Origin of the sequence: Sphaerotilus natans (assembly GCF_900156335.1) — a bacterium.
Classification (GTDB): Bacteria; Pseudomonadota; Gammaproteobacteria; order Burkholderiales; family Burkholderiaceae_C; genus Sphaerotilus; species Sphaerotilus natans.
Map to the genome: position 1 here is coordinate 1 of NZ_FTMZ01000006.1, position 23,856 is coordinate 23,856.

General features: G+C 68.8%; 22 protein-coding genes and 1 pseudogene. 7 read left to right on the forward strand and 16 right to left on the reverse strand.

The genetic code is table 11. The features are described 5' to 3' along the window. Both BW996_RS22085 and aroQ read left to right on the forward strand, forming a co-directional pair. Positions 1-115 (forward strand): annotated as a pseudogene (locus BW996_RS22085) (sugar phosphate isomerase/epimerase); the annotation flags it as partial. Between the two features lie 45 nt (positions 116-160). Then, positions 161-595, forward strand: a complete 435-nt coding sequence (gene aroQ / locus BW996_RS07195) for a type II 3-dehydroquinate dehydratase (RefSeq protein WP_037481914.1) — start codon at positions 161-163, stop codon at positions 593-595. Positions 596-756: 161 nt separating this feature from the next. Here the strand turns inward: aroQ and BW996_RS07200 are convergent, their stop codons facing one another. The 6 genes from BW996_RS07200 to ligK all read right to left on the reverse strand — a co-directional run bounded on the left by BW996_RS07200 (position 757) and on the right by ligK (position 5,894). Beyond that, on the reverse strand, positions 757-1,713 hold the full coding sequence (locus BW996_RS07200; RefSeq protein ID WP_037481912.1) for a Gfo/Idh/MocA family oxidoreductase: 957 nt from the start codon (positions 1,711-1,713) through the stop codon (positions 757-759). Positions 1,714-1,753: 40 nt separating this feature from the next. Beyond that, on the reverse strand, positions 1,754-2,638 hold the full coding sequence (locus tag BW996_RS07205; RefSeq protein ID WP_037481910.1) for a class III extradiol dioxygenase subunit beta: 885 nt from the start codon (positions 2,636-2,638) through the stop codon (positions 1,754-1,756). Between the two features lie 2 nt (positions 2,639-2,640). After that, positions 2,641-3,084: a protocatechuate 4,5-dioxygenase subunit alpha gene (ligA, locus tag BW996_RS07210; RefSeq protein ID WP_037481909.1), complete on the reverse strand. Its 444-nt coding sequence runs from the start codon at positions 3,082-3,084 to the stop codon at positions 2,641-2,643. Positions 3,085-3,088: 4 nt separating this feature from the next. Next, positions 3,089-4,042 (reverse strand): amidohydrolase family protein, encoded by a 954-nt coding sequence (locus BW996_RS07215; protein ID WP_037481907.1) that lies wholly within the window; start codon positions 4,040-4,042, stop codon positions 3,089-3,091. Positions 4,043-4,095: 53 nt separating this feature from the next. After that, on the reverse strand, positions 4,096-5,121 hold the full coding sequence (locus BW996_RS07220; protein WP_037481905.1) for a Bug family tripartite tricarboxylate transporter substrate binding protein: 1,026 nt from the start codon (positions 5,119-5,121) through the stop codon (positions 4,096-4,098). Between the two features lie 89 nt (positions 5,122-5,210). Then, the gene (gene ligK / locus BW996_RS07225; protein WP_037481904.1) at positions 5,211-5,894 is read right to left on the reverse strand and encodes a 4-carboxy-4-hydroxy-2-oxoadipate aldolase/oxaloacetate decarboxylase; all 684 of its coding nucleotides are present in this window, start codon (positions 5,892-5,894) and stop codon (positions 5,211-5,213) included. 335 nt (positions 5,895-6,229) lie between these two features. Here ligK and BW996_RS07230 point away from each other — a divergent pair, with 335 nt between their 5' ends. Beyond that, positions 6,230-8,467 carry an NADP-dependent isocitrate dehydrogenase gene (locus BW996_RS07230; protein WP_037481902.1) on the forward strand — a complete coding sequence of 746 codons (2,238 nt, stop codon included), beginning with the start codon at positions 6,230-6,232 and terminating at the stop codon, positions 8,465-8,467. A 167-nt stretch (positions 8,468-8,634) separates the two neighbouring features. Continuing rightward, entirely contained in the window at positions 8,635-9,906 is a 1,272-nt protein-coding gene (locus BW996_RS07235; protein ID WP_037481900.1) for an NAD(P)/FAD-dependent oxidoreductase, read from the forward strand. Positions 9,907-9,921: 15 nt separating this feature from the next. On the opposite strand, the gene BW996_RS07240 is transcribed toward BW996_RS07235, so the two are convergent. From BW996_RS07240 to BW996_RS07250, 3 genes are read right to left on the reverse strand one after another with little or no spacing between them, the layout of a single operon-like run. Then, positions 9,922-11,223: a glycosyltransferase gene (locus BW996_RS07240; RefSeq protein WP_037481899.1), complete on the reverse strand. Its 1,302-nt coding sequence runs from the start codon at positions 11,221-11,223 to the stop codon at positions 9,922-9,924. A 44-nt stretch (positions 11,224-11,267) separates the two neighbouring features. Then, on the reverse strand, positions 11,268-12,767 hold the full coding sequence (gene glpK, locus BW996_RS07245; protein WP_037481897.1) for a glycerol kinase GlpK: 1,500 nt from the start codon (positions 12,765-12,767) through the stop codon (positions 11,268-11,270). Between the two features lie 56 nt (positions 12,768-12,823). Then, positions 12,824-13,588 carry a DeoR/GlpR family DNA-binding transcription regulator gene (locus BW996_RS07250; protein ID WP_037481896.1) on the reverse strand — a complete coding sequence of 255 codons (765 nt, stop codon included), beginning with the start codon at positions 13,586-13,588 and terminating at the stop codon, positions 12,824-12,826. A 110-nt stretch (positions 13,589-13,698) separates the two neighbouring features. On the opposite strand from BW996_RS07250, the gene glpD reads away from it, so the two are divergent. Beyond that, on the forward strand, positions 13,699-15,249 hold the full coding sequence (glpD, locus tag BW996_RS07255; protein ID WP_037481894.1) for a glycerol-3-phosphate dehydrogenase: 1,551 nt from the start codon (positions 13,699-13,701) through the stop codon (positions 15,247-15,249). Positions 15,250-15,262: 13 nt separating this feature from the next. On the opposite strand, the gene thmT is transcribed toward glpD, so the two are convergent. From thmT to BW996_RS07290, 7 genes are all read right to left on the reverse strand, one after another. Next, entirely contained in the window at positions 15,263-15,499 is a 237-nt protein-coding gene (thmT, locus tag BW996_RS07260) for a 2-hydroxymuconate tautomerase (RefSeq protein ID WP_076458818.1), read from the reverse strand. A 15-nt stretch (positions 15,500-15,514) separates the two neighbouring features. Continuing rightward, the gene (locus BW996_RS07265; RefSeq protein ID WP_037481890.1) at positions 15,515-16,516 is read right to left on the reverse strand and encodes a Bug family tripartite tricarboxylate transporter substrate binding protein; all 1,002 of its coding nucleotides are present in this window, start codon (positions 16,514-16,516) and stop codon (positions 15,515-15,517) included. Positions 16,517-16,595: 79 nt separating this feature from the next. Then, positions 16,596-17,633, reverse strand: coding sequence for a 4-hydroxy-2-oxovalerate aldolase (dmpG, locus tag BW996_RS07270; protein ID WP_037481887.1), 1,038 nt, complete (start codon positions 17,631-17,633; stop codon positions 16,596-16,598). Positions 17,634-17,646: 13 nt separating this feature from the next. Next, on the reverse strand, positions 17,647-18,588 hold the full coding sequence (locus BW996_RS07275) for an acetaldehyde dehydrogenase (acetylating) (RefSeq protein ID WP_037481884.1): 942 nt from the start codon (positions 18,586-18,588) through the stop codon (positions 17,647-17,649). Between the two features lie 32 nt (positions 18,589-18,620). Beyond that, on the reverse strand, positions 18,621-19,409 hold the full coding sequence (dmpH, locus tag BW996_RS07280) for a 2-oxo-3-hexenedioate decarboxylase (RefSeq protein ID WP_037481882.1): 789 nt from the start codon (positions 19,407-19,409) through the stop codon (positions 18,621-18,623). 38 nt (positions 19,410-19,447) lie between these two features. Then, entirely contained in the window at positions 19,448-20,230 is a 783-nt protein-coding gene (gene dmpE / locus BW996_RS07285; protein ID WP_037481880.1) for a 2-oxopent-4-enoate hydratase, read from the reverse strand. A gap of 131 nt (positions 20,231-20,361) precedes the next feature. Continuing rightward, positions 20,362-21,270 carry a LysR family transcriptional regulator gene (locus BW996_RS07290; RefSeq protein ID WP_037481878.1) on the reverse strand — a complete coding sequence of 303 codons (909 nt, stop codon included), beginning with the start codon at positions 21,268-21,270 and terminating at the stop codon, positions 20,362-20,364. A 137-nt stretch (positions 21,271-21,407) separates the two neighbouring features. On the opposite strand from BW996_RS07290, the gene BW996_RS07295 reads away from it, so the two are divergent. Next, positions 21,408-22,334, forward strand: coding sequence for a catechol 2,3-dioxygenase (locus BW996_RS07295; protein WP_037481877.1), 927 nt, complete (start codon positions 21,408-21,410; stop codon positions 22,332-22,334). A 51-nt stretch (positions 22,335-22,385) separates the two neighbouring features. Then, the gene (locus tag BW996_RS07300; protein ID WP_037481874.1) at positions 22,386-23,840 is read left to right on the forward strand and encodes a 2-hydroxymuconic semialdehyde dehydrogenase; all 1,455 of its coding nucleotides are present in this window, start codon (positions 22,386-22,388) and stop codon (positions 23,838-23,840) included. Positions 23,841-23,856 lie beyond the last annotated feature (16 nt).

The window sequence follows — 23,856 nt, forward strand, 5'->3', positions numbered from 1 at the left end:
GCCCTATGTCGCCCGCCGCGCCTGGGACTCGGCCGTCTGGCTCGCCGAGGGCGTGCTGCGCCGCTCCGTGCCCCTGCCCGGCACCATGCGGCTGCGCCCGCGTGCGCAGGGATAATCCGCGCCGATCCGACGGTCCCCTCACCAAGAAAGTGTTTCCGCGATGAAGAAGATCCTCGTCCTGAACGGCCCGAACCTGAACCTGCTGGGCACCCGCGAGCCGCAGATCTACGGCGCCGACACGCTGGCCGACGTCGAGCGCGGCCTGATCGAGCAAGGCGCACGCCAGGGCGCCGAGGTGAGCTGCTTCCAGAGCAACCACGAAGGCGCGCTGATCGACCGCATCCACGCCGCGCGCCTGGACGGCACGCACTGGATCATCATCAATCCGGGTGGCCTGACCCACACCAGCGTGGCGCTGCGCGACGCGCTGGCCGGCGTGGCCATTCCGGTGGTGGAGGTGCACATCAGCAACATCCACAAGCGCGAGGAGTTCCGCCACCACTCCTTCATCACCGCCATCGCCGAGGGCATGATCTGCGGCCTGGGCGTGAAGGGCTACAAGGCGGCGCTGAACTGGATTCTCGAGCGCGGCTGATCTGCGGCGGCCTCCAGCCGCCGCACAGATCGACCTCGAACATCGACCTCGAAAAAAGGCCGCCGGTCGCGAGACCGGCGGCCAATCCTTTTCCAGGAAGCAACGAAAAGGAATCCGGCCGAGGCCGGATCAGCAACTCAGACGTTCAGGAGTTCAGACGTTCAGGCATTCAGCTGCTGCTCGAGCTGGTGCAGCACCTGATAGCAGGGCAGCACCTGGGCCAGGCTGCTGTTGGGCTGGCGGCCTTCCTTGATGGCGGCGAAGAACTCGCGGTCCTGCAGCTCGATGCCGTTCATCGACACATCCACCTTCGACACGTCGATCTTCTCCTCCTTGCCGTTGACCAGGTCGTCATAGCGGGCAATAAAGGTGCCGGTGTCGCCGATGTAGCGGAAGAAGGTGCCCAGCGGGCCGTCGTTGTTGAACGAGAGCGACAGCGTGCAGATCGCGCCGTTGGCGGCCTTGAGCTGGATGCTCATGTCCATCGCGATGCCCAGGGTCGGGTGGATCGGGCCCTGGATAGCGTTGGCCTTGACGATCGGCGAGCCACATTGGTAGGCGAACAGATCGACCGTGTGCGCGGCGTGGTGCCACAGCAGGTGGTCGGTCCACGAGCGCGGCTGGCCCAGCGCGTTCATGTTGGTGCGGCGGAAGAAGTAGGTCTGCACATCCATCTGCTGGATGTTGAACTCGCCGGCCTCGATCTTCTTGTGCACGTACTGGTGGCTGGGGTTGAAGCGGCGGGTGTGGCCGCACATGGCGACCAGGCCGCTCTTCTCGGCCAGCGCCACGGCTTCCTCGCCGTCGGCCAGCACGTCGCACAGCGGGATCTCGACCTGCACATGCTTGCCGGCCTTCAGGCAGGCCAGCGTCTGGCTGGCGTGCATCTGCGTGGGCGTGCACAGGATGACCGCGTCGACTTCCGGCATCGCCAGGCTGTCGGCCAGATCGGTGGTGACGTGTTTGACGCCGTACTTGGCGGCGACCTCGCGGGTCTTCTCCAGATCGCGGCTGATCAGCGAGACGACCTCGACGCCGTCGATGTTCTTGATGCCGTCCAGGTGCTTGATGCCGAAGGCACCGGCGCCGGCCAGCGCCACCTTGATGGTCTTGCTCATGGGGATAGTCCTGTCGTGTGGGGGGGCGAGCCGCGGGGGCTCAGCTCGGGTTCTCGAGAATCGCGTGGCCGACAGCGGTGTTGCTCGCCGGCACGTGATAGAAGCGGTGCGCCAGACGCGGCTTCGGTCCGACCGGCGCCCCTTCGGGCGCGCCGAAGGCCGGCACGTCGGCCATCGCGCCGCGCGCGATCAGCCACATCACCAGCTCGATGCCTTCGCTGCCGGCTTCGCGCACATAGTCGATGTGCGGCGTGGCGGCGGCGGCCTCGGGGTCGTCGATCATCTTGTCGAGCCAGGCGTTGTCCCACTCGCGGTTGATCAGGCCCGCGCGCGCGCCCTGCAGCTGGTGGCTCATGCCGCCGGTGCCCCAGATCTGCACGTTCAGGTCAGCGTCGAAGCTCTCGACCGCCTTGCGGATCGCGCGACCCAGGTTGAAGCAGCGCCGCCCCGACGGCACCGGGTACTGCACCACGTTGACCGCGAACGGGATCACCGGGCAGGGCCAGGCGTCGGGCTGGCCGCACATCAGGCTCAGCGGCACCGTCAGGCCGTGGTCGACGTCCATTCGGTTGACGATGGTGAGGTCGAAGTCATCCTGGATCACCGACTGCGCGATGTGCGAGGCCAGCTCCGGGTGGCCGATCACCTGGGGCACCGGGCGCGGCCCCCAGCCCTCGTCGGCCGGGTTGAAGGCGGCGGCGGTGCCGATGGCGAAGGTCGGGGTCAGGTCCAGGCTGAACGCGGTCGCGTGGTCGTTGTAGACCAGGAAGATCACGTCGGGCTTGTTGTCCTTCATCCACTGCTTGGACGGCTCGTAGCCCTTGAACAGCGGCTGCCAGTAGGGCTCGTGGGTCTTGCCCAGGTCGATCGCCGCGCCGATGGCCGGCACGTGCGAGGTGTAGACGGAGGCGGAAATGCGGGCCATGGTCAGGCGTCCTTCTTCTGGTGCGATTGGCCCTGAGGCTGGCGGTGCGCCTGGGCGTCGCCGTCCTCGCCGATGACGCGATTGCCCTCGGCCGAGCGGCCGCCCGACAGCATCATCTGCATGTATTCCTCCTGCGTCATGCCGGTCATCGTCGCGGCCATGTACTGGAAGCTCTTGCCATCGGTGGCGCCGATCTTGGCCAGGAAGTAGATGTTGCCGCCGGTGCGCATGCACCAGTTCAGGTCGCGCGCCAGCACGGCCTGCTTCTGCTCCTCGGTCATCGCCCACTCGTCGAGATAAGCGCGCTCGTCGGCCTTGAAGCGCTCGCGGTTCTCGGCCTTCATCAGGCTCATGCAGAACTGGTTGAGCCAGTAGCCGCGGCGGCTCTGCTCGGCGTCGAAGATGATGGTGCCAGGGATGTCCTGGTAGGGCTTGTCGAGTGCCATGGCGTCAGGCTCCTTGCCCGTGGACTTGAGCTTCTTCGGGCCAGTACAGGCGCATCGGGTTGTCGACCAGCAGCTTCTTCTGCAGCTCGGGCGTCGGCGCGATGGCGGGGATGAAGTCCACCAGCAGGCCGTCGTCGGGCATGTGGTCCTTCAGGTTGGGATGCGGCCAGTCGGTACCCCAGAGCACGCGATCCGGGAATTCCTCGACCACGCGGCGCGCGAAGGGCACCACGTCGCGGTAGGCGGCCTGCTCGCCGTCCAGCGCCTTGGGGCCGGTGGCGGAGAGGCGCTCCGGGCAGCTCACCTTGCTCCAGACGTTCGGATGCTCGCGCATGAACTTCAGGAACAGCGCGAACTCGGGGCCGTCGATGGGCTGGGTGACATCCGGGCGGCCCATGTGGTCGACGACCACGGTGGTCGGCAGCGCGGTGAAGAAGTCCCAGAGTTCCGGCAGGTCCACCGCCTCGAAATAGATGACGACATGCCAGCCGAGCTTGGCGATGCGCTCGGCGATCTCCAGCAGCTCGTCCTTGGGCGTGAAGTCCACCAGGCGCTTGACGAAGTTGAAGCGCACGCCGCGCACGCCGGCGGCGTGCATCGCCTGCAGCTCGTCATCGGTCACCGAGCGCCGCACGGTGGCCACGCCCCGCGCCTTGCCGCCGCTGGAGACGCAGGCGTCGATCATCGCGCGGTTGTCGGCGCCGTGGCAGGTAGCCTGCACGACGACGTTGCGCGCGAAGCCCAGGTGGTCGCGCAGCGCGTAGAGCTCGTGCTTGGACGCGTCGCAGGGCGTGTACTTGCGCTCGGGCGCATAGGGGAATTCGGCGCCGGGGCCGAAGACGTGGCAGTGCGCATCGACCGCACCGGCCGGCAGCTGGAACGTCGGCTTGGCAGGACCGGTGTACCAGTCCAGCCAGCCGGCGGTCTTCGTGAAGTCACCCGTGGTGGGCTTGCTCATGGGAATTCAGTCCTTGGGTTGAACCGGGAGGAAAATGCGCGAGGCTGCCGGCCTCAGTCCAGCGAAGCCTTGGCGCGCTGGATCACGCCAGCCCACTTGGTCGATTCCGACTGGATGAAGCTGCCGAACTGCTCGCGTGTCGTCGGAAAGAGGTCATAGCCGAAGGTGGCGTAGCGCTGGGCGATCTCCGGCTCGGCCAGGGCCTTCTCGAGGTCGCGCTGGATGCGATCGGCCACCGCCTTGGGCAGGCCCTTCGGCGTGGCGATGGTCGTCCAGCCCGAGACCTCGTAGCCGGCCGGTCCGCCCGACTCGGCCACCGTCGGCACGTCCGGGAAGGCCGGATGGCGCTTCAGGCCGGTGGTGCCGATGAACTTGATCTTGCCGGCGCGCTGCAGCGGCCCGGCGGTGGCCATCGTGCCCAGAGCGAAGTTCAGCTCGCCGTTGGCCACGCCGGTGTAGAGCTGCGAGGTCTCCTTGTAGACCACATGCTGCATCTCGGTGTTCGTCATCGCCTCCAGCAGCGCGGTGCCCAGATGCACCGGATTGCCGACCGACCAGGAGCCGTAGTTCAGCTTGCCGGGATTGGCGCGGGCCTCGGCCAGGATGTCGCCGACATTGCGGTACTTGCTGTTCGCCGCGGTGGTCAGGAAGAAGTTGGCGCGGAACAGCGGCAGCACCGGCTCGAAGTCCTTCGGGTCGTAGGGCAGCTTCTTGAACAGGTGCGGATAGGCGACCAGATGCACATTGTCCAGATGCATCAGGTCATGGCCGTCCTTGGCGCCCTGGCGGAAGGCATCGATGGCGATGAAGCCGTTGGCACCGGGCCGGTTCTCGACGATGACCGGCTTGCCCCAGGTCTTCTGCAGCTTTTCAGCCAGCAGGCGCACCACGCCTTCCGGGCCGGAGCCGACCGGGAAAGGCGTGATGATGCGCACCGGCTTGGTCGGCCAGTCGGTGGCGGCGGCCGCCGAGGCCGCGGTCTGGGCCTGCGTCGGCAGCGCAAAGGCGGCGCTCACGCCAGCGACGGCGGCCAGCTTCAGGAAGGCCTTGCGGCTCGGGCGGGTGAATCGATCGGTCATCGTTGTCTCCTGGAAGGGGGTGGATGGCGCGGCGGGCCGGATCTGGGTCCGTTTCGTGTCGTCGCGTCAGGGGGCGGATGGCGCCCGGCTCAGTCGATGTAGCGCAGGCCGGCCTTGGCCAGCGGCTCGCGCATCTTGTACATGTCCAGGCCGAGCACGCCGCTGGCGAGCATGTCGCGCTTCTCGCCCTCGAAGCTCTCGCGCTTGGCGGCGGCAGCAGCCACCTCGACCACGCGGGCAGCCGGCACGCAGCACACGCCGTCGTCGTCGGCGACGATCGCGTCGCCCGGGTTGACCATCATGCCGGCGCACACCACCGGGATGTTCACCGAGCCCAGCGTGGCCTTGATCGTGCCCTTGGAACTGATGGCCTTGGACCAGACCGGGAAGCCCATCTCCTTGAGCGTCTTCACGTCGCGCACGCCGGCGTCGATGATCAGCGCGCGCGCGCCCCGGGCCATGAAGCTGGTAGCCAGCAGGTCGCCGAAGTAGCCGTCGGTGCACTCGGCGGTGACGGCCGCCACCACGATGTCGCCCGGCTGGATCTGCTCGGCCGCGACATGCATCATCCAGTTGTCGCCCGGGTGCAGCAGCACGGTGACCGCGGTGCCCGAGACCTGGGTGCCGACCTGGATCGGGCGCATGCAGGGCTTGAGCAGGCCGACGCGGCCCATCGCCTCGTGCACAGTGGCCGATCCCAGCGCGGCCAGACGGTCGGTGGCCTCGCGGTCGGCACGGGTGATGTTGCGGTAGACGACGCCGAGTTCGTACATGACGGGAAAGCTCCTGAGGGCGGAATTCGTTCGGGACCAGACCGACAGGCCTGATGAGGCTGCGCCGGATTCTGGCGGCGCCCGGCCATGCCGTACAGGCAGAGAATCGACTATCAGCTATCGCACAGCAGCATCACTCATGCGGGAATTTCCCGAGATCATGCGCACCGCACAGCCAGCGTCCTGACAGGAAGACATGCGACATTGCGCGCCACGGAGACACTTCCCGCACTGTGAGAGACAATTTCACCCGGGAAAGAAAGACCCCGACAGAACTGACCCGTGCAGAGCGCGGGTCGCGCTTCATCCGAAGCCCCCACAACGGAGATAGTTGAATGACCACGAAGCAGCCGACCATCGTCTACACGCTGACCGACGAGGCCCCCTTCCTGGCGACGGCCTCGTTCCTGCCGATCGTCCGCACCTTTGCCGCCCAGGCCGGCATCGACGTGACCACCAGCGACATCTCGGTCGCCGGCCGCATCCTGGCGAACTTTCCCGAGTACCTGACCGAGGAGCAGCGCGTCGCCGATCACCTGGCCGAGCTGGGCAAGCTGACGCTGCGCCCGGACGCCAACATCATCAAGCTGCCCAACATCAGCGCCTCGATCGCCCAGCTCAAGGCCGCGATCAAGGAACTGCAGGCCAAGGGCTACGCGATTCCCGACTATCCCGAGAACCCGCAGAACGACGAGGAAAAGGCGCTGAAGGCGCGCTACTCGAAGTGCACCGGCTCGGCCGTCAACCCGGTGCTGCGCGAGGGCAACTCCGACCGCCGTGCCCCGAAGGCCGTCAAGGAATACGCGCGCAAGAACCCGCACAGCATGGGCGAGTGGAGCCCGGCTTCGCGCACCCATGTCTCGCACATGCACCACGGCGACTTCTATCACGGCGAGAAGTCGATGACGCTCGACCGCGCCCGCACCGTGCGCATGGAGCTGATCACCAAGTCGGGCCAGACCCTCGTGCTGAAGGAGAAGGTCGCGCTGCTGGACCGCGAGGTCATCGACTCGATGTTCATGAGCAAGAAGGCGCTGTGCGACTTCTACGAGGCGCAGATCGAGGACGCCCGCAAGACCGGTGTGATGTTCTCGCTGCACGTCAAGGCGACCATGATGAAGGTGTCGCACCCGATCGTGTTCGGCCACTGCGTCAAGATCTTCTACAAGGACGCCTTCGCCAAGCACGCCGAGACCTTCAAGCAGCTCGGCGTCAACGTCAACAACGGCATGGTCGATCTGTACACCAAGATCGAGAAGCTGCCGGCCTCGCAGCGCGACGAGATCAAGCGTGACCTGCACGCCTGCCACGAGCACCGCCCCGAGCTGGCGATGGTGGACTCGGCCAAGGGCATCACCAACTTCCACTCGCCCAACGACGTGATCGTGGACGCGTCGATGCCGGCGATGATCCGCGCCGGCGGCAAGATGTACGGCGCCGACGGCCGCCTGAAGGACGCCAAGGCGGTGATGCCGGAATCGACCTTCGCCCGCATCTATCAGGAGATGATCAACTTCTGCAAGTGGCATGGCAACTTCGACCCGAAGACCATGGGCACGGTGCCGAACGTGGGTCTGATGGCACAGCAGGCCGAGGAATACGGCTCGCACGACAAGACCTTCGAGATCCCCGAAGACGGCGTGGCCAACATCACCGACATCGAGACCGGCGAGGTGCTGCTGAGCCAGAACGTCGAAGAAGGCGACATCTGGCGCATGTGCCAGGTCAAGGACGCCGCGATCCGCGACTGGGTCAAGCTGGCGGTCAACCGTGCGCGCAACTCCGGCATGCCGGTCGTCTTCTGGCTCGACAGCTACCGCCCGCACGAGGCGCAGCTGATCCGCAAGGTCAAGATGTACCTGCACGAGCACGACACCACCGGCCTGGACATCCAGATCATGAGCCAGGTGCGGGCGATGCGCTACACGCTGGAGCGCGTGATCCGCGGCCTGGACACCATCAGCGCCACCGGCAACATCCTGCGCGACTACCTGACCGACCTGTTCCCGATCATGGAGCTGGGCACCTCGGCCAAGATGCTCTCCATCGTGCCGCTGATGGCCGGTGGCGGCATGTACGAGACGGGCGCCGGCGGCTCGGCCCCGAAGCATGTGCAGCAGCTGGTGGAAGAGAACCACCTGCGCTGGGATTCGCTGGGCGAGTTCCTGGCGCTGGCGGTCTCCTTCGAGGAGCTGGGCATCAAGAACAGCAATGCCCGCGCCAAGCTGCTGGCCCGGACGCTGGACGCGGCCACCGGCAAGCTGCTGGACAACCGCAAGTCGCCGAGCCCGCGCACCGGCGAGCTCGACAACCGCGGCAGCCAGTTCTACCTGTCGATGTACTGGGCGCAGGAGCTGGCCGCGCAGACCGAGGACGCCGAGCTGGCCGCGAAGTTCGCGCCGCTGGCCGCGCGCCTGAGCGCCGACGAGGCCCGGATCGTCGAGGAGCTCAACAGCGTGCAGGGCAAGCCGGTCGACATCGGCGGCTACTACAAGCCCGACATGGCCAAGACCTCGGCGGTGATGCGCCCGAGCGCGACCTTCAACAGCGCGCTGGAATCGCTCGGCGCCTGAATCCGGCCCTGAGCCGCTGAAGCCGGTGGTTCCGCCGGCTTCCTGACGGCCCCGCCTGGGTTTTCCCGGCCGGGGCTTTCTGCCGTGGGGACAAGGATTCCTGACAGGGCTGTAAGTTGCCGTGGTTAGGCTCATGACTGCACAAGTGCTGCCACGGAGAAGAGCCCATGAAATACGTCCTGATCGGAGCCGGCCCGGCCGGCGTGCGCGCCGCCGAGACCCTGCGCAAGGAAGATCCCACCAGCGAGATCACGCTGGTCGGTGGCGAGCCGGGCGCGCCCTACGCGCGCATGGCCATTCCCTATGTGCTGAACAAGTCGATCACCGAGTCGGGGGCGCTGCAGCGCAAGGCCGACCTGCACTACGACATCCAGGGCATCCGCTACCTCAACCGCAAGGCGCTGAAGGTCCATGCACGCGCCGATGGCGGCACGGTCGACCTCGACGACGGCAGCTCGCTCGACTACGACCGCCTGCTGGTGGCCACCGGCTCGTCGCCGTCGCTGCCGCCGATTCCCGGCACCGACCTGCCCGGCGTGGTCACCTGCTGGACGCTGGCGGACGCACGCGCCATCGCCGAGAAGCTCCAGCCCGGCAACCGCGTGGTGATGGTGGGCGCGGGCTTCGTCGCCGGCGTGTGCATGAAGTCGCTGGTGGGCACCGGCGTGAAGCTGTCGGTCATCGCCGGCCGCGCCGGCCAGATCCTGCGCACGATGATGGCGCCGACCGGCAGCAGCATGATGCAGCGCTGGCTGGAGGAACGCGGCGTCGACGTCATCACCACCGGCCGCACCGAGCGCATCGAAACCGGCCCGAGCGGCCCGCGCCTGGTGATGGACACCCGGGTGATCGAGGCTGACCTGATCATCCTGGCCACCGGCGTGAAGCCGAACGTCTCCTTCCTGGAGGGCACCGGCGCGCAGATCGACCAGGGCGTCGTCGTCGACCACTTCATGCGCACCACCGTGCCGCATGTCTACGCCGCCGGCGACGTGGCGCAGGGCCGCGACTTCTCCACCGGCGAATGGGTGGTGCATGCGCTGCAGCCCACCGCCACCGAGCACGGCCGCATCGCCGCGCTGAACATGGCCGGCAAGACCCTGCCCTACCGCGGCAGCCTGAGCATGAACGTGCTCGACATCGGCGGCCTGATCTCGCACACCTTCGGCCAGTGGCAAGGCGTGGAAGGCGGCGAGATGGTCGAGGAGGTCGACGAGGAGAACTTCCTCTACACCCGCCTGTGCTTCAAGGGCGAGCGCATGGTCGGCGCGATCACCATCGGCAACTGCAACCATGTCGGCGCGATCCGCGGCCTGATCCAGACCCGCCGCCCGCTTGGCGAGTGGAAGGACAAGCTGATGCACAACCCGCACAAGGTGATGGCCGCCTTCGTCGACCTGGGCCAGCACCGGGCGCTGCCCGCCACCGCGGCCGCCTGAGACCGCTCTGCGGCCTCACCGGCCTGTCGACAGCGGCGCGGCCCCCGACAGACGGCGATCGATCTCGCGGCACAGCGCCACCGGGTCCGGTGCGGGCATCGACGCGAACCGGGCCGCGATCCCGGCGCAGCAGGCACGCACCGAGGCGGATCCGGTCAGCGCCTGCAGGCGGCCCGCCAGCGTGCGCGCGCTCAGGCGCCGCGCCGGCAGGCTCTGGCCGGCACCGAGCGCCACCACCCGGTCGGCGTTGTCGAACTGGTCCCAGGCAAAAGGCGTGACCAGCTGGGGCGTGCCGGCCCGCAGCGCCTCGGCGGTGGTCCCGATGCCGCCGTGGTGCACCACCGCGGCGACCCGCGGCAGCAGCGCCGCCAGCGGCACATAGGGCTGCCACAGCACGGTCGGTGGCAGCTCGGACGGCAGCTGAGCGCGGTCAGACGTCAGCAGCACGGCGCGATGGCCAGTGCGCACCAGCGCCGCCAGCGCACTGGCAAAGAAGCCGCTCGCCTGCAGGTTGCCCGTGCCGGCGGTGAACACCAGCGGCGCCTTGCCGGCAGCGAGAAAGGCCGCCAGCTCGGGCGAGAAGGCTGCCGGCGTCGCGTCTGCGGCCTCAAAAAGCGGGAAGTCGCCCTCGATGAAGGGGCGTGGCCAGTCCGGTGGACTGGGCGCGAACCAGGACGGAAAGAGCGAGACCGTCAGGTCCGGCGCCTGGGCGATGTGCGGCAGAAAGGACGTGCCGATGCCGGGCAGCCCCTGCGCGCGGCGCACAGCGTCAAGCGGCGGACAGGCCACCGGATCGATCCAGCGCCGGTCGACGAAGCGCCAGAGCGCCTGGCGCCAGCGCATCGGCACCCAGCGTGGCACCGCCAGATCGCCCATGCGCAGCGGGTCGTGGCAGGTGCGCAGGCTCGACGGCGCCAGATGGACCGCGACGAGGGCCTGCAGCGCGCCGGTCTCGCGCGCGATCGCTGCACCCGGCACCGTGAACGGGTGCGCGATGGCGACGCGCGGCGCCGCCCCTCTCACCGTCCTCAGGGTCTGCAACGCCTGTTCCAGATCGCGCCGGTAGTCGGCCAGCAGCGCCGCGAAGCCTTTCTTCGGATCCCAGAGATCGGGATGGCGCAGCACCCGCAGATAGTCCTCGTCGGTGCCGATGCCGACCACGGGCAGCCCGGCACCCCGCACCCGGTCGCAGTGATAGGCATGCGTGAGGACCGTCACCTCGTGCCCGAGCGTCTGCAGCGCCTGGCCCAGCCACAGGAAAGGGTGCAGGTCACCGGTGCTGCCGACGGTGAGAAGAAGGTAATGCGGGGTGGACATGCACGGTTTCTATCATTTTCAGCCGGTATCCCGCCTGACAACGCTCAGCGTGCGCAGGCCTGCCGTACCGCACGCTCCCACTGCGCCATGCGCTCCTCGGCGCGCTCGCGTGGCAGCGTCGGGTGGAAGACGCGCTCGGCCTGCCACAGGGCCGAGAGCTCGGCCGGATCGCGCCAGACGCCGGCCGACAGCCCGGCCAGGAAGGCCGCGCCCAGCGCGGTCGTCTCGATCACCTTCGGACGCAGCACCGGGATGCCGAGCAGGTCGGACTGGAACTGCATCAGCAGGTCGTTGACGCAGGCGCCGCCGTCGACCCGCAGCTCGCTGACCGGCTCGCCGCCGGCGGCCACCGCGTCGCGGCTCATCGCCTGCAGCAGCGCGGCGCTCTGGAAGGCGATGCTCTCCAGCGCGGCGCGCGCGATGTGGGCCATCGTGGTGCCGCGGGTCAGGCCGACGATGGTGCCGCGCGCGTCGGCGTCCCAGTACGGCGCGCCCAGCCCGGTGAAGGCCGGCACCAGGATGACGCCGCCCGCATCGGGCACGCTGGCGGCCAGCGCCTGCACCTCGTGGCTGGACTCGATGGCGCGCAGGCCGTCGCGCAGCCACTGCACCACCGCGCCGCCGATGAAGACGCTGCCCTCCAGCGCGAACTCCGGCGCCGCCGCTCCGCCGGTGCGGCAGGCGCTGGTGGTCACCAGGCCGTTCTCGCTGGCGCGGAAGCGCTCGCCGGCGTGCATCAGCATGAAGCAGCCGGTGCCGTAGGTGTTCTTCGCCTGCCCCGGCGACAGGCAGGCCTGGCCGAAGAGCGCGCTCTGCTGGTCGCCGGCCATGCCGCCGACGGGAATGGCCGCGCCCAGCAGCTCGGGCAGCGTCTCGCCGAACACATGGCTGCTCGGGCGAACCTCGGGCAGCAGGCTGGCCGGAATGTCGAACAGGGCCAGCAGCTCGTCATCCCAGCGCTGGGTGCGGATGTCGAGCAGCAGGGTGCGCGCGGCGTTGCTGACATCGGTGGCATGCACGCGCCCGCCGGTGAGCTGCCACAGCAGCCAGCTGTCGACCGTGCCGAAGGCCAGCTCGCCGCGCTCGGCCGCCGCGCGCGCGCCCGGCACCTGGTCGAGCAGCCAGCGGATCTTGGTCGCCGAGAAGTAGGCGTCGATCACCAGCCCGGTGCGCTCGCGCACCCAGGCGGCGTGGCCGGCCTCGCGCAGCTGCGCGCACAGCGGCTCGGCGCGGCGGTCCTGCCAGACGATGGCCGGATGGATCGGCCGGCCACTGCGCCGCTCCCACACCAGCGTGGTCTCGCGCTGGTTGGTGATGCCGATGCTGCGGATGTCGCCGGCCTGCAGCCCGGCGCGCTGCAGCGCCTCGCGTGCGGTCTCGAGCTGGCTGTGCCAGATCTCTACGGGGTCGTGCTCGACCCAGCCCGGGCGCGGGTAGTGCTGGCGGAACTCGCGCTGCGCCATCGCATGGATGCGGCCGTGCTCGTCGAAGACGATGCTGCGCGAGCTCGACGTGCCCTGGTCCAGGGCCAGCAGATAGGTCATGGGAAGTCTCCTCGGAGGGTCGTTGTCGTCGGGTCGTCGGGGCGTCGCCGCGGCCTTCAGCGCGCGATGTCGAGCTGCACGCCGGCCTCGGCCAGCAGCGCCGCGTAGGGGGCGAGCGGCTCGGCGTCGGTGAACAGGCGGTCGAGCTGCGGCATGCGCGCCATCTCGACCATCGCCGGCCGGTCGAACTTGGAATGGTCGGCGGCCAGCCAGACCTCGCGGCTCTGCCGGATGATGGCCTGCGCGACCTTGACCTCGCGGTAGTCGTAGTCGCGCAGCGTGCCGTCGGGCTCGATGCCGGAGATGCCGATGATGCCGATGTCGACCCGGAACTGATGGATGAAGTCGACCGCTGCCTCGCCGACGATGCCGCGGTCGCGGTGGCGCACCACGCCGCCTGCGACGATGACCTCGCAGTCGGGGTTGTCCGCCAGGATGGCCGCGACATTCAGGTTGTTGGTGATGACGCGCAGGCCGCGGTGGCGCAGCAGCTCGCGCGCCACCGCCTCGGTGGTCGTGCCCAGGTTGATCAGCAGCGAGCAGCCCTCGGGCACCGCCGCGGCCACCGCGCGCGCGATGCGCTGCTTGGCCTCGGCATGCAGGTCCTGGCGCTGGCGGTAGGCGATGTTCTCGGTGGTCGACATCGGCAGGCGCACGCCGCCGTGGAAACGCGCCAGCAGGCCGGCCTCGGCCAGCAGCTTCACGTCGCGGCGCACCGTCTGCAGCGTCACGCCGAAGCGCTCGGCCAGCGCCTCGACCGTCATCACGCCGCGGGCGCGGACCTCGTCGAGCAGTTCGGATTGGCGGGGGTTCGGAGTCATGCGCGGGATTGTGCATGGCCCCCAGACGAAAGGAAACCGTGCCACCACTTCTTGAAAACGAACAAAGAATAATATAAAAAGAAAACAAAGGAACATTCAAAGGAGCTTCTTTGTCCCCGAATCCCACGAGTCCCGCCCTCGACGTGCTGGTCGTCGGCGGCGGCATCAATGGCGCCGGCATCGCCCGCGATCTGGCCGGCCGGGGCTGGCGGGTGCTGCTGGCCGAGGCCGAGGACCTGGCCCAGCACACCTCGTCGTCGTCGACCAAGCTGATCCACGGCGGCCTGCGCTATCTCGAGCACCGGGAATTCAGTCTGGTGCGCAAGGCGCTGCAGGAGCGCGAGGTGCTGCTGCGCAGCGCGCCGCACATCATGTGGCCGCTGCGCTTCGTGATGCCGCACGACCCGTCGATGCGCCCGGCCTGGATGATCCGCCTCGGCCTGTTCCTCTACGACCACCTGGCGCGGCGCGAGGTGCTGCCCGGCTCGAACGCGATCGACCTGCGCACGCATGCGGCCGGCGCGCCGCTGAAGGCCGGCTGCACCCGCGGCTTCGTCTACTCCGACGGCTGGGTGGACGACGCGCGCCTGGTGCTGCTCAACGCGCTGGACGCCCGCGAGCGCGGCGCCGAGGTGCTGACGCGCACCCGGGTGGTGTCGGCCCAGCGCGGCGCGCAGGGCTGGCGCGCGGTGCTGCAGCCGGCCGACGGCGGCGCGGCACGCACGGTCGAGGCCCGCATGCTGGTCAATGCCGCCGGCCCCTGGGCGGAGCGCTTTCTTCGCGGCGTGGCCCGCCCGGCCGCCGGCGAGACGCTGGCGACCAGGAGCCTGCGCCTGGTCAAGGGCTCGCACATCGTCGTGCCGCGCTGCTTCGAGCACGACCACGCCTACATCTTCCAGAACCCCGACCGGCGCATCATCTTCGCGATTCCCTACGAGCGCGACTTCACGCTGATCGGCACCACCGACCAGGAGATCGAGGGCGACCCCGCGCAGGCGCGCATCAGCGAGGGCGAGATTGCCTACCTCTGCGAGCAGGCCAGCCGCTACTTCACCCGCGCGGTCACGCCGTCCGACGTGATCTGGCACTACGCCGGCGTGCGTCCGCTGCTCGACGATGCCTCAGGGGATGCGTCGGCCGTCACCCGCGACTACCTGCTGGAGAGCCACACCGACGGCGGCGCGCCGCTCCTGAGCGTCTGGGGCGGCAAGATCACCACCTTCCGCAAGCTCGCCGAGGATGCCGCCGACGAGATCGGCCGGCTGCTCGGCCAGCGCCGCCCGGCCTGGACCGCCGCGGCGCATCTGCCCGGCGGCGACCTGAGCGCCTGGATCGGCCCGCCGCAGCGCCCCGACACCGACTTCGAGCGCTTCGTCGTGCAGCTGCGCGCGCGCCACGCCTGGCTGGAGGCGCCGCTGGCACGCCGGCTCGCGCGCGCCTACGGCAGCCGGGTCGAGGGCGTGCTGGGCACGGCCACCTCGATCGCCGGTCTGGGCGCGGAGATCGCGCCCGGCCTGCACGAGGCCGAGCTGGATTTCCTGGTCCGCCACGAGTGGGCCCGCAGCGCCGAGGACGTGCTGTGGCGGCGCAGCAAGCTCGGGCTGCACTTCAGTGCGGCCGAGCGCGAGGCGGTGGGGCGGTGGATGGCGGGGCGGACTTGAAACGCCCGCGCCATCAGCGCCCCAGATCCTTGGCAGTCTGACCGGCGATGCCCCAGTTCGTGCTGGGCACCTCCTGGATCCAGACGCGGATCGTCTCCTTGGGGGCGCCGACGGCCTCGTGCAGCGCCTGGGTGACCTTCTCGATCACCGCACGCTTCTGCTCCTCGGTACGGCCCGCGATCATGTGGATCTGGGCAAAGGGCATGGTGTTCTTCTCCTGGTGGGCGGCGCCCGATGCGGGGCACCGCAAGGTTCGGCCCGAGATTCACTCGGGCTTGATGTTGGCGCGCTTGATCACGGCGGTCCAGCGCGCGGTCTCGTCGCGGATGGTGGTGGCGAACTGCTCGGGCGTGGTCGGGTGGGTCTCGCCGCCGATCTGAGCGAAGCGCTCCACCGCGTCGGGCGTCTTCAGGCCCTCGGTCACCACGCGGTTGAGCGCGGCGACGACATCCTTGGGTGTGCCGGACGGCGCGATCAGGCCGAACCAAGTAGGTACGTCAAAGCCCGGAAAGCCTTGCTCGGCCACGGTGGGCACGTTGGGCAGCAGCGTGGCGCGCGTTCCGGATGTGACCGCAATCGCCTTGAGCTTGCCCGACTGCACATGCTGCACTGCGCTGGTCAGCGAGCTCTCCACGCTGAGCATCACGTTGCCGGCCAGCAGGTCCTGCACGGCAGCCGAGGTGCCCTTGTAGGGCACGTGCTGCAGGTCGATGCCCGCCAGCGACTGCAGGTACTCGCCCGCCAGGTGGTTGGCCGTGCCGATGCCCGAGCTGGCATAGCTGAGCTTGCCGGGATTGGCCTTGGCATAGGCGATCAGGCCCTTGAGGTCGCTGAAAGGCGCACTCGGGTTGGCGAGGATGGCGCCCTTGGCAATGCCGATCATCGTGATGGGCACCAAGTCCTTGGCCACGTTGTAGGGCAGCTTCTCGTACAGTCCCGGAGCGATGGCCAGGCTGCTGATGGCGCCCACGCCCAGCGTGTAGCCGTCGGGCGCAGCCTTGGCAACCACGTCGGTGCCGAGGTTGCCGCCCGCGCCGGCGCGGTTCTCCACCACCACGGTCTGCTTGAGCGCGTCGCCGATGATCCTGGCCACCTGGCGACCCATGATGTCGGTCGGCCCGCCGGGGGCGAAAGGCACGATGAGCTTGATGCTTCTGCTGGGGTAGGCGTCAGCGGCCAGAGCCGGGCCGGCACTCAGGGCGGCCAGACCCGTGGCCGCGATAGCGAGCAACGTGTGGCGCCGATCGGCGCGAGTCGGGTGGATCATGGATGTCGCCTCATACTGTAGTCTTGTCGTGCAGCGGCCACGGCCCTTGGACACAAGGCGTGGCGAGGCCAGGCAGGCCTTACCCTGGCAGAGAGAGCCCGCGCTGCTTGGCCAGCGTCAGCGCGGTGTCCTCGATCATGTCCTCCTGGCCGCCGACCATCTTGCGCCGGCCCAGCTCGACGAGGAGGTCGCGCGCCGGGATGCCGTACTTGGCGCTGGCGCGCTTGGCGAACAGCAGGAAGCTGCCGTAGACGCCGGCGTAGCCCAGGGTGAGCGCGTCGCGGTCGATGCGGATGGGGAAGTCCATGATCGGAACGACGAGGTCCTCGGCCACGTCCTGGATCTTCCAGACGTCCACGCCGGTCTGCACGCCCATGCGGTCGAGCACGGCCACCAGCACTTCCAGCGGCGTGTTGCCTGCGCCCGCGCCCAGGCCTGCGGCGGCCGCGTCGATGCGGGTGGCGCCGGCCTCGATGGCCGCCACCGAGTTGGCCACGCCCATGGCCAGGTTGTGGTGGCCGTGGAAGCCCAGCTCGGTCTCGGGCTTGAGCGCCTCGCGCACCGCCGAGAGCCGCGCCTTCACGCCCTCGGGCAGCAGGTGGCCGGCCGAGTCGGTGACGTAGACGCAGTGGGCGCCGTAGCCTTCCATCAGCTTGGCCTGCTCGACCAGCTTCTCCGGGCTGGCCATGTGGCTCATCATCAGGAAGCCCACGGTGTCCATGCCGAGCTGGCGCGCGGCCGTGATGTGCTGCTCCGACACGTCGGCCTCGGTGCAGTGCGTGGCCACGCGGATCGTGTGCACGCCCAGGCCGTGGGCCATCCTGAGGTGCTCGACGGTGCCGATGCCCGGCAGCAGCAGCGCCGAGACCTTGGCCTGCGTCATCAGCGGGATGACGGCGCCGAGGTATTCCTCGTCGGTGTGCGCCGGGAAGCCGTAGTTGACGCTCGATCCGCCCAGGCCGTCGCCGTGGGTGACCTCGATCAGCGGCACGCCGGCGGCGTCCAGCCCCTGCGCGATGGAGGTCATCTGATCCAGCGTCATCAGGTGGCGCTTGGGGTGCATGCCGTCACGCAGCGTCATGTCGTGCAGCGTGATCTTCTTGCCTTGCAGTGTCATGGTGCGGTCTTTCTCAAGCGATGGCGGCAGCGGCCGGGGCGACGGGCCTGAGCGTCAGCCGGCCGGCGAGCATCTCCTCGGCGAACATCTCTGCGGTGCGCGCGGCCGCGGCCGTCATGATGTCGAGGTTGCCGGCGTACCGGGGCAGGTAGTCGCCCAGGCCCTCGACCTCCAGGAAGATCGAGACGCGCCGGCCGTCGAACACCGGCCCGTTGACCAGCCGGTAGCCCGGCACGTACTTCTGCACCTCGCGGATCATGGCCTGCACGCTCTCGACGATGCCGGCCTCGTTGACCGGCCCGGCCGCCTCGTCGATCAGGCAGTGCACCGTGTCGCGCATCATCAGCGGCGGCTCGGCCGGGTTGACGATGATGATCGCCTTGCCCTTCTTCGCGCCGCCCACGCGCTCGACCGCGCCGGCGGTGGTGCGGGTGAACTCGTCGATGTTCTTGCGCGTGCCCGGCCCCACCGAGCGGCTGGCGACGGTGGCGACGATCTCGCCATACGCCACCGGCTGCACCCGGCTGACGGCCGCCACCATCGGGATGGTCGCCTGGCCGCCGCAGGTGACCATGTTGACGTTCATCTCGCCCTGGCCCACATGCGCCTTCAGGTTGACCGGCGGCACGCAGTAGGGGCCGATCGCCGCGGGCGTCAGGTCGATCATCAGCGCGCCGAGTTCATTGACCTTGCGCGAGTTCTCGGCGTGCACATAGGCGCTGGTGGCGTCGAAGACGATCTGCACGCCGTCGGCCTGCAGGTGCGGGATCAGGCCGTCCACGCCCTCGGCAGTGGTCTTCAGGCCCAGCTCGCGGGCGCGCTGCAAGCCGTCGGATTCCGGGTCGATCCCCACCATCCACACCGGCTCCAGCACGGGCGATCGCTGCAGCTTGGCCAGCAGATCGGTGCCGATGTTGCCCGGGCCGATCAGGGCACACTTGATTTTCTTGCTCATGGAACGGTTCATCGCAGATCCTCCGACTCGGTTCAGACGAAGCGCATCGACACGCTGCCCAGATCCTGGAAACGGGCGCAGACATGGTCGCCCGCCTCGACCGCGATCGCCTCGGTGACGCCGCCGGTCATGATGAAGGTGCCGGCCGGGATCTCCTGGCCGCGGGCGCCGAGGTGATTGGCCAGCATCGCCACCGCCGCGGCGGGGTGACCCAGCACGGCGGCGCCGGCGGCCATCGCGACGATGCGGCCGTTCTTCTCCAGCACCACGCCGAGCGTGCGCAGGTCCAGCGCATCGACCGGGCGGGCCTGGCCGCCGACGACGAAGCGCGCCGCCGAGGTGTTGTCGGCGATGACGCTCTTGAGGTCGAACTTGAAGTCGCGGTAGCGGCTGTCGATCACCTCGACCGCCGGCAGCACGAAGTCGATCGCCGCCATCACCGCGCCGACATGGCAGCCGGGGCCGCGCAGCGGCGCCTTGGTGACGACGCAGATCTCCGCCTCCACCTTCGGATGGATCAGGTCGGCGGTGGTGATCTCGCCGCCGTCAGGACGGGCCATGTCATCGGTGACGAAGCCGAAGACCGGCACGTCCACGCCCATCTGCTTCATCTTCGCGAAGGAGGTCAGGCCGGCCTTCAGGCCGGCGAGGCGCTGGCCACGCGCCAGCCGCAGGCGGCGGATGCCGTCCTGGATGGCATAGGCATCGTCCCAGTCCAGATCGGGATGCTCGTCGGTGATCTTGACGACATCGCGGGTCTGCTGCTCGGCGCGGTCCAGATGGGCGGCGAGCTGCTCGAGGGTGAAGGCATCGAGGGTCATGGTGCGGAGAGGTTCTGTGCTTCGGGGGCGGGGCGGGCTCAGACGAAACGCACCGAGGTGCTGCCCAGGCCGCCGACGCTGCAATGCAGGCTGTCGCCGGGGCGCACCGGCACCAGCGGGCTCTGCGAGCCCGACAGGATCACGTCGCCAGCCTTCAGGCTGATGCCGCGCCGGCCCAGCGTGTTGGCCAGCCAGGCCACCGCGTTGACCGGCGAGCCCTGCACCGAGGCGCCGCAGGAGGTGCTGACGATCTCGCCGTTCTTCTCGAGCACCATGCCGGCCAGTGCCAGGTCGAGCTGGCGCGGGCTGCGGCGCACGCCGCCGAGCGTGAAGACGCCGCAGGAGGCGTTGTCGGCGACCGTGTCCTGGATGCGGATCTTCCAGTCGCGGATGCGGCTGTCGACGATCTCGAAGCAGGGCATCACGCAGTCGGTGGCGCGCAGCACATCCGCTGCGGTCACGCCCGGGCCCGTCAGGTCCTTGGCGAGGATGAAGGCCACTTCGGCCTCGGCCTTCGGGGCAATCAGCTTCGAGGTGTCGACCGCCTCGCCCTCGCTGAACACCATGCCCGAGAGCAGGTGGCCGAAGTCGGGCTGGTCGACGCCGAGCATGTCCATGACGACCTGGCTGGTCACGCCGATCTTCTTGCCGATGACCCGCTCGCCGGCGGCGCACCGGCGCTCGATCATGCGCAGCTGGATGAGGTAGGCGTCGTCGAGCGTGATGCCGGGGTGGCGCTGGGTGAGCGGCTCGACCGCTTCGCGGGCAAGCAGGGCCTGGTACAGCTCATCGCCGAGCTGCTGGATCTGGTGGGCGTCCATGACGTTCCGATGTGTTGACCATCAGCGCGCCGGCCAACGGCGGCTGTCATGGAGCTCACGATAGGTGCGTCACTCGATACTGTCCAATACCAGAAATTCTTGCATTGATACCTTTATAGTATTGATTCACCTCAACGGGGATTCACGGCCGCCTGCTCGCGCGAGAAGTCGCGCACCACCGCGAGAAAAGCCGCCAGGATCGGGGACGGATCGTCGCGCCGATAGAGACAGCTCAGCTCGATGTCGCGCAGCACGTCGCAGCGCAGCGGCCGGTAGCTCACGCCCGGCAGCCGCAGGCTGGCGGTCGAGGCGGTCGTCACGCACAGCCCGAAGCCCGAGGCCACCAGCGCCACGCTGGTCAGCACGTCCTCGACCTCCTGCTCGACCCGCAGCCGCGCCCCTTCGGCGCGGAAGGCGGCCTCGACCTCCTGCGCCAGCCCGCGCAGCGGCGCCTTCGGATAGAGAATCAGCGGCAGATCATCCATGTCGGCGATGCGCAGCTCGTCGCGCGCGCACAGCGGATGCGATTCGGGCAGGGCCACCACCAGACGCTCGCGCAGCACCGTCTCGACCACCAGGTCGTCGGACGGCGCCACCAGCCGGTTGAAGCCAACGCTGATGCGCCGCTCGCGCAGCGCTTCCAGCTGCTGCGCCTTGCCCAGGTTCAGCAGCTCGATCTTCACCTCGGGCCGGTCGGCATGGAATCGCGCCAGCAGGCGCGGGATCACGTCGAGCACGCCCGAGCCGAAGATGCCCACCTCCAGCCGCCCGCTCAGGCCCTGCCCGGCCAGCCGGGTGCGATCGCGCGCACGCTGCGCCAGCCGCAGCAGGTTGGGCACCTCGTCGAGCAGCGTCTGGCCGGCCTCGGTCAGCTCCACCCCCTTGGGCGTGCGGATGAACAGCGGCGTGCCCAGCTCGTCTTCCAGCGCGCGGATCTGGCGCGTCAGCGGCGGCTGCGCCATGTGCAGCCGCTCGGCGGCACGGCCGAAATTGCGCTCCTCGGCCAGCGCCAGGAAGTAGCGCATCTGTCTCAGGTCCATGCGTGCAGCTCCAGCGATTCCGATACCCGAACAGTATTGTTCTTGGAATCTTCAGTATTGGACAGTATGGATTGCCCGCCGTATGGTCCGGCCAACGAACAGATCGCGAATGGATCGCGGACAACAAGGAGACAGACATGGCAATGACCGGCGTGCTGCGCCCGGGCCACGCGGTGGTGCGGGTCCTCGACCTGGAGGAATCGGTGCGTTTCTACACCGAGGTGATGGGGCTCAAGGAAACCGGCCGCGATGCCTCGGGGCGGGTGTACTTCAAGACCCATGCCGAGCACGATCACAGCAGCTTCGTGATTCGCAAGGCCTCCACCGCCGGCATGGACTGCTTCGGCTTCAAGGTGCTGGATGCCGCGACGCTCGACCGGCTGGAGGGCCGGCTGCGCGAACATGGCGTGGCCACCGAGCGCCGGCCCGCCGGCGACATGCTCGACACCGGCGAACGGGTGCGCTTCCAGATCCCGACCGGCCACATCATCGAGCTCTATGCGGACAAGACCCGCATCGGCAACGGCCTGGGCTTCGTCAACCCGGAAGTCTGGTTCCCGGATTTCAAGGGCATCAACCCGGTCCGCATGGACCACAGCCTGCTCTACGGCACCGATCTGGACGGCAGCCGGCGCCTCTTCGAGGAGGTGTTCGGCTTCTCGCTGACCGAGCGGGCCTTGCTGGAAGACGGCCAGACCGACCTCGCGGTGTTCCTGACCTGCTCGACCAAGGCCCATGACATCGCCTTCGTGCGCCATGCCGAGCCCGACAAGCTGCATCACGTCAGCTTCCTGCTGCAGAGCTGGGAGCAGGTGCTGCGCGCGGCCGACATCCTGTCGATGAACCGCGTCTCGATCGACATCGGCCCGACCCGCCACGGCATCACGCACGGCGCGACGATCTATTTCTTCGACCCGTCCGGCAACCGGCTCGAGACCTTCGCCGGCGGCTACGACTACTACCCCGACATGCACCCGATCACCTGGACCTGGGACGAGGTCGGGGCCGCCATCTTCTATCACGACCGCAAGCTCAACGAGCGCTTCCTGACGGTCGTGACCTGAACGGCCCAGGCGCCCTCCTCCCCGTCTTCGCCCCACTTCCCTGCTGCCCCCATGAAACAGTTCCTCAACTTCATCAACGGCGAGTTCGTCGCCACTGGCCGAACCTTCGAGAAACGCGCACCGGCCAACAACCAGGTGATCGGCCAGGTCCATGAGGCCGGCCAGGCCGAGGTCGATGCGGCGGTGGCCGCCGGCCGCGCGGCGCTGAAGGGCGAATGGGGCCGGATGAGCGTGGTGCGCCGCGCCGAGCTGCTGCACGCGGTGGCCGACGAGATCAACCGCCGCTTCGACGAGTTTCTGGCCGCCGAGCTGGCCGACACCGGCAAGCCGCACAGCCTGGCCAGCCACATCGACATCCCGCGCGGCGCGGCCAACTTCAAGGTCTTCGCCGACATCGTCAAGAACGTGCCGACCGAGAGCTTCCAGATGACCACGCCGGACGGCGGCACGGCCATCAGCTACGCCGCGCGCTCGCCGCTGGGCGTGATCGGCGTGATCTGCCCGTGGAACCTGCCGCTGCTCCTGATGACCTGGAAGGTCGGCCCGGCGCTGGCCTGCGGCAACACCGTGATCGTCAAGCCCTCGGAGGAGACGCCAGCCACCGCCACGCTGCTGGGCGAGGTGATGAACGCGGTGGGCATTCCCAAGGGCGTCTACCAGGTGCTGCACGGCTTCGGCCCCGGCTCGGCGGGCGAGTTCATCACCCGGCATCCCGGCATCAACGGCATCACCTTCACCGGCGAGACCCGCACCGGCGAGGCCATCATGGCCGCCGCCGCCAAGGGCGTGCGCCCGGTGAGCTTCGAGCTGGGCGGCAAGAACGCCGGCATCGTGTTCGCGGATGCCGACTTCGACAAGGCGGTGGCCGGCATCACCCGCTCGGCCTTCGAGAACTGCGGCCAGGTCTGTCTCGGCACCGAGCGCGTCTACGTGCAGCGCCCGATCTTCGAGAAGTTCGTGCAGGCGCTCAAGGACAAGGCGGAAAGCCTGAAGATCGGCCCGAGCGAGCTGCCGGGCGTCGGCCTGGGCCCGCTGATCTCGGCCGAGCACAAGGCCAAGGTGCTGGGCTACTACGCCCAGGCCGTCGAGCAGGGGGCCACCGTGGTGACCGGCGGCGGCGTGCCCGACATGCCGGGCGAGTACGCGCAAGGCCATTTTGTCCAGCCGACGATCTGGACCGGTCTGCCCGAGACGGCCAGCGTGATCCGCGAGGAGATCTTCGGCCCGTGCTGCCACATCGCGCCGTTCGACACCGAGGAAGAGGCCATCGCGCTGGCCAACGCCACCGACTACGGCCTGGCCACCACCGTCTGGACGCAGAACCTGGGCACCGCGCACCGGGTGGCCAACGCCATCGAGGTCGGGCTGTGCTGGGTCAACTCCTGGTTCCTGCGCGACCTGCGCACCGCCTTCGGCGGCGCCAAGGCCTCGGGCATCGGCCGCGAGGGCGGCGTGCACTCGCTGGAGTTCTACACCGAGACGAAGAACATCATGATCCGGCTGTGAGTCGCGCGGTCCGGGG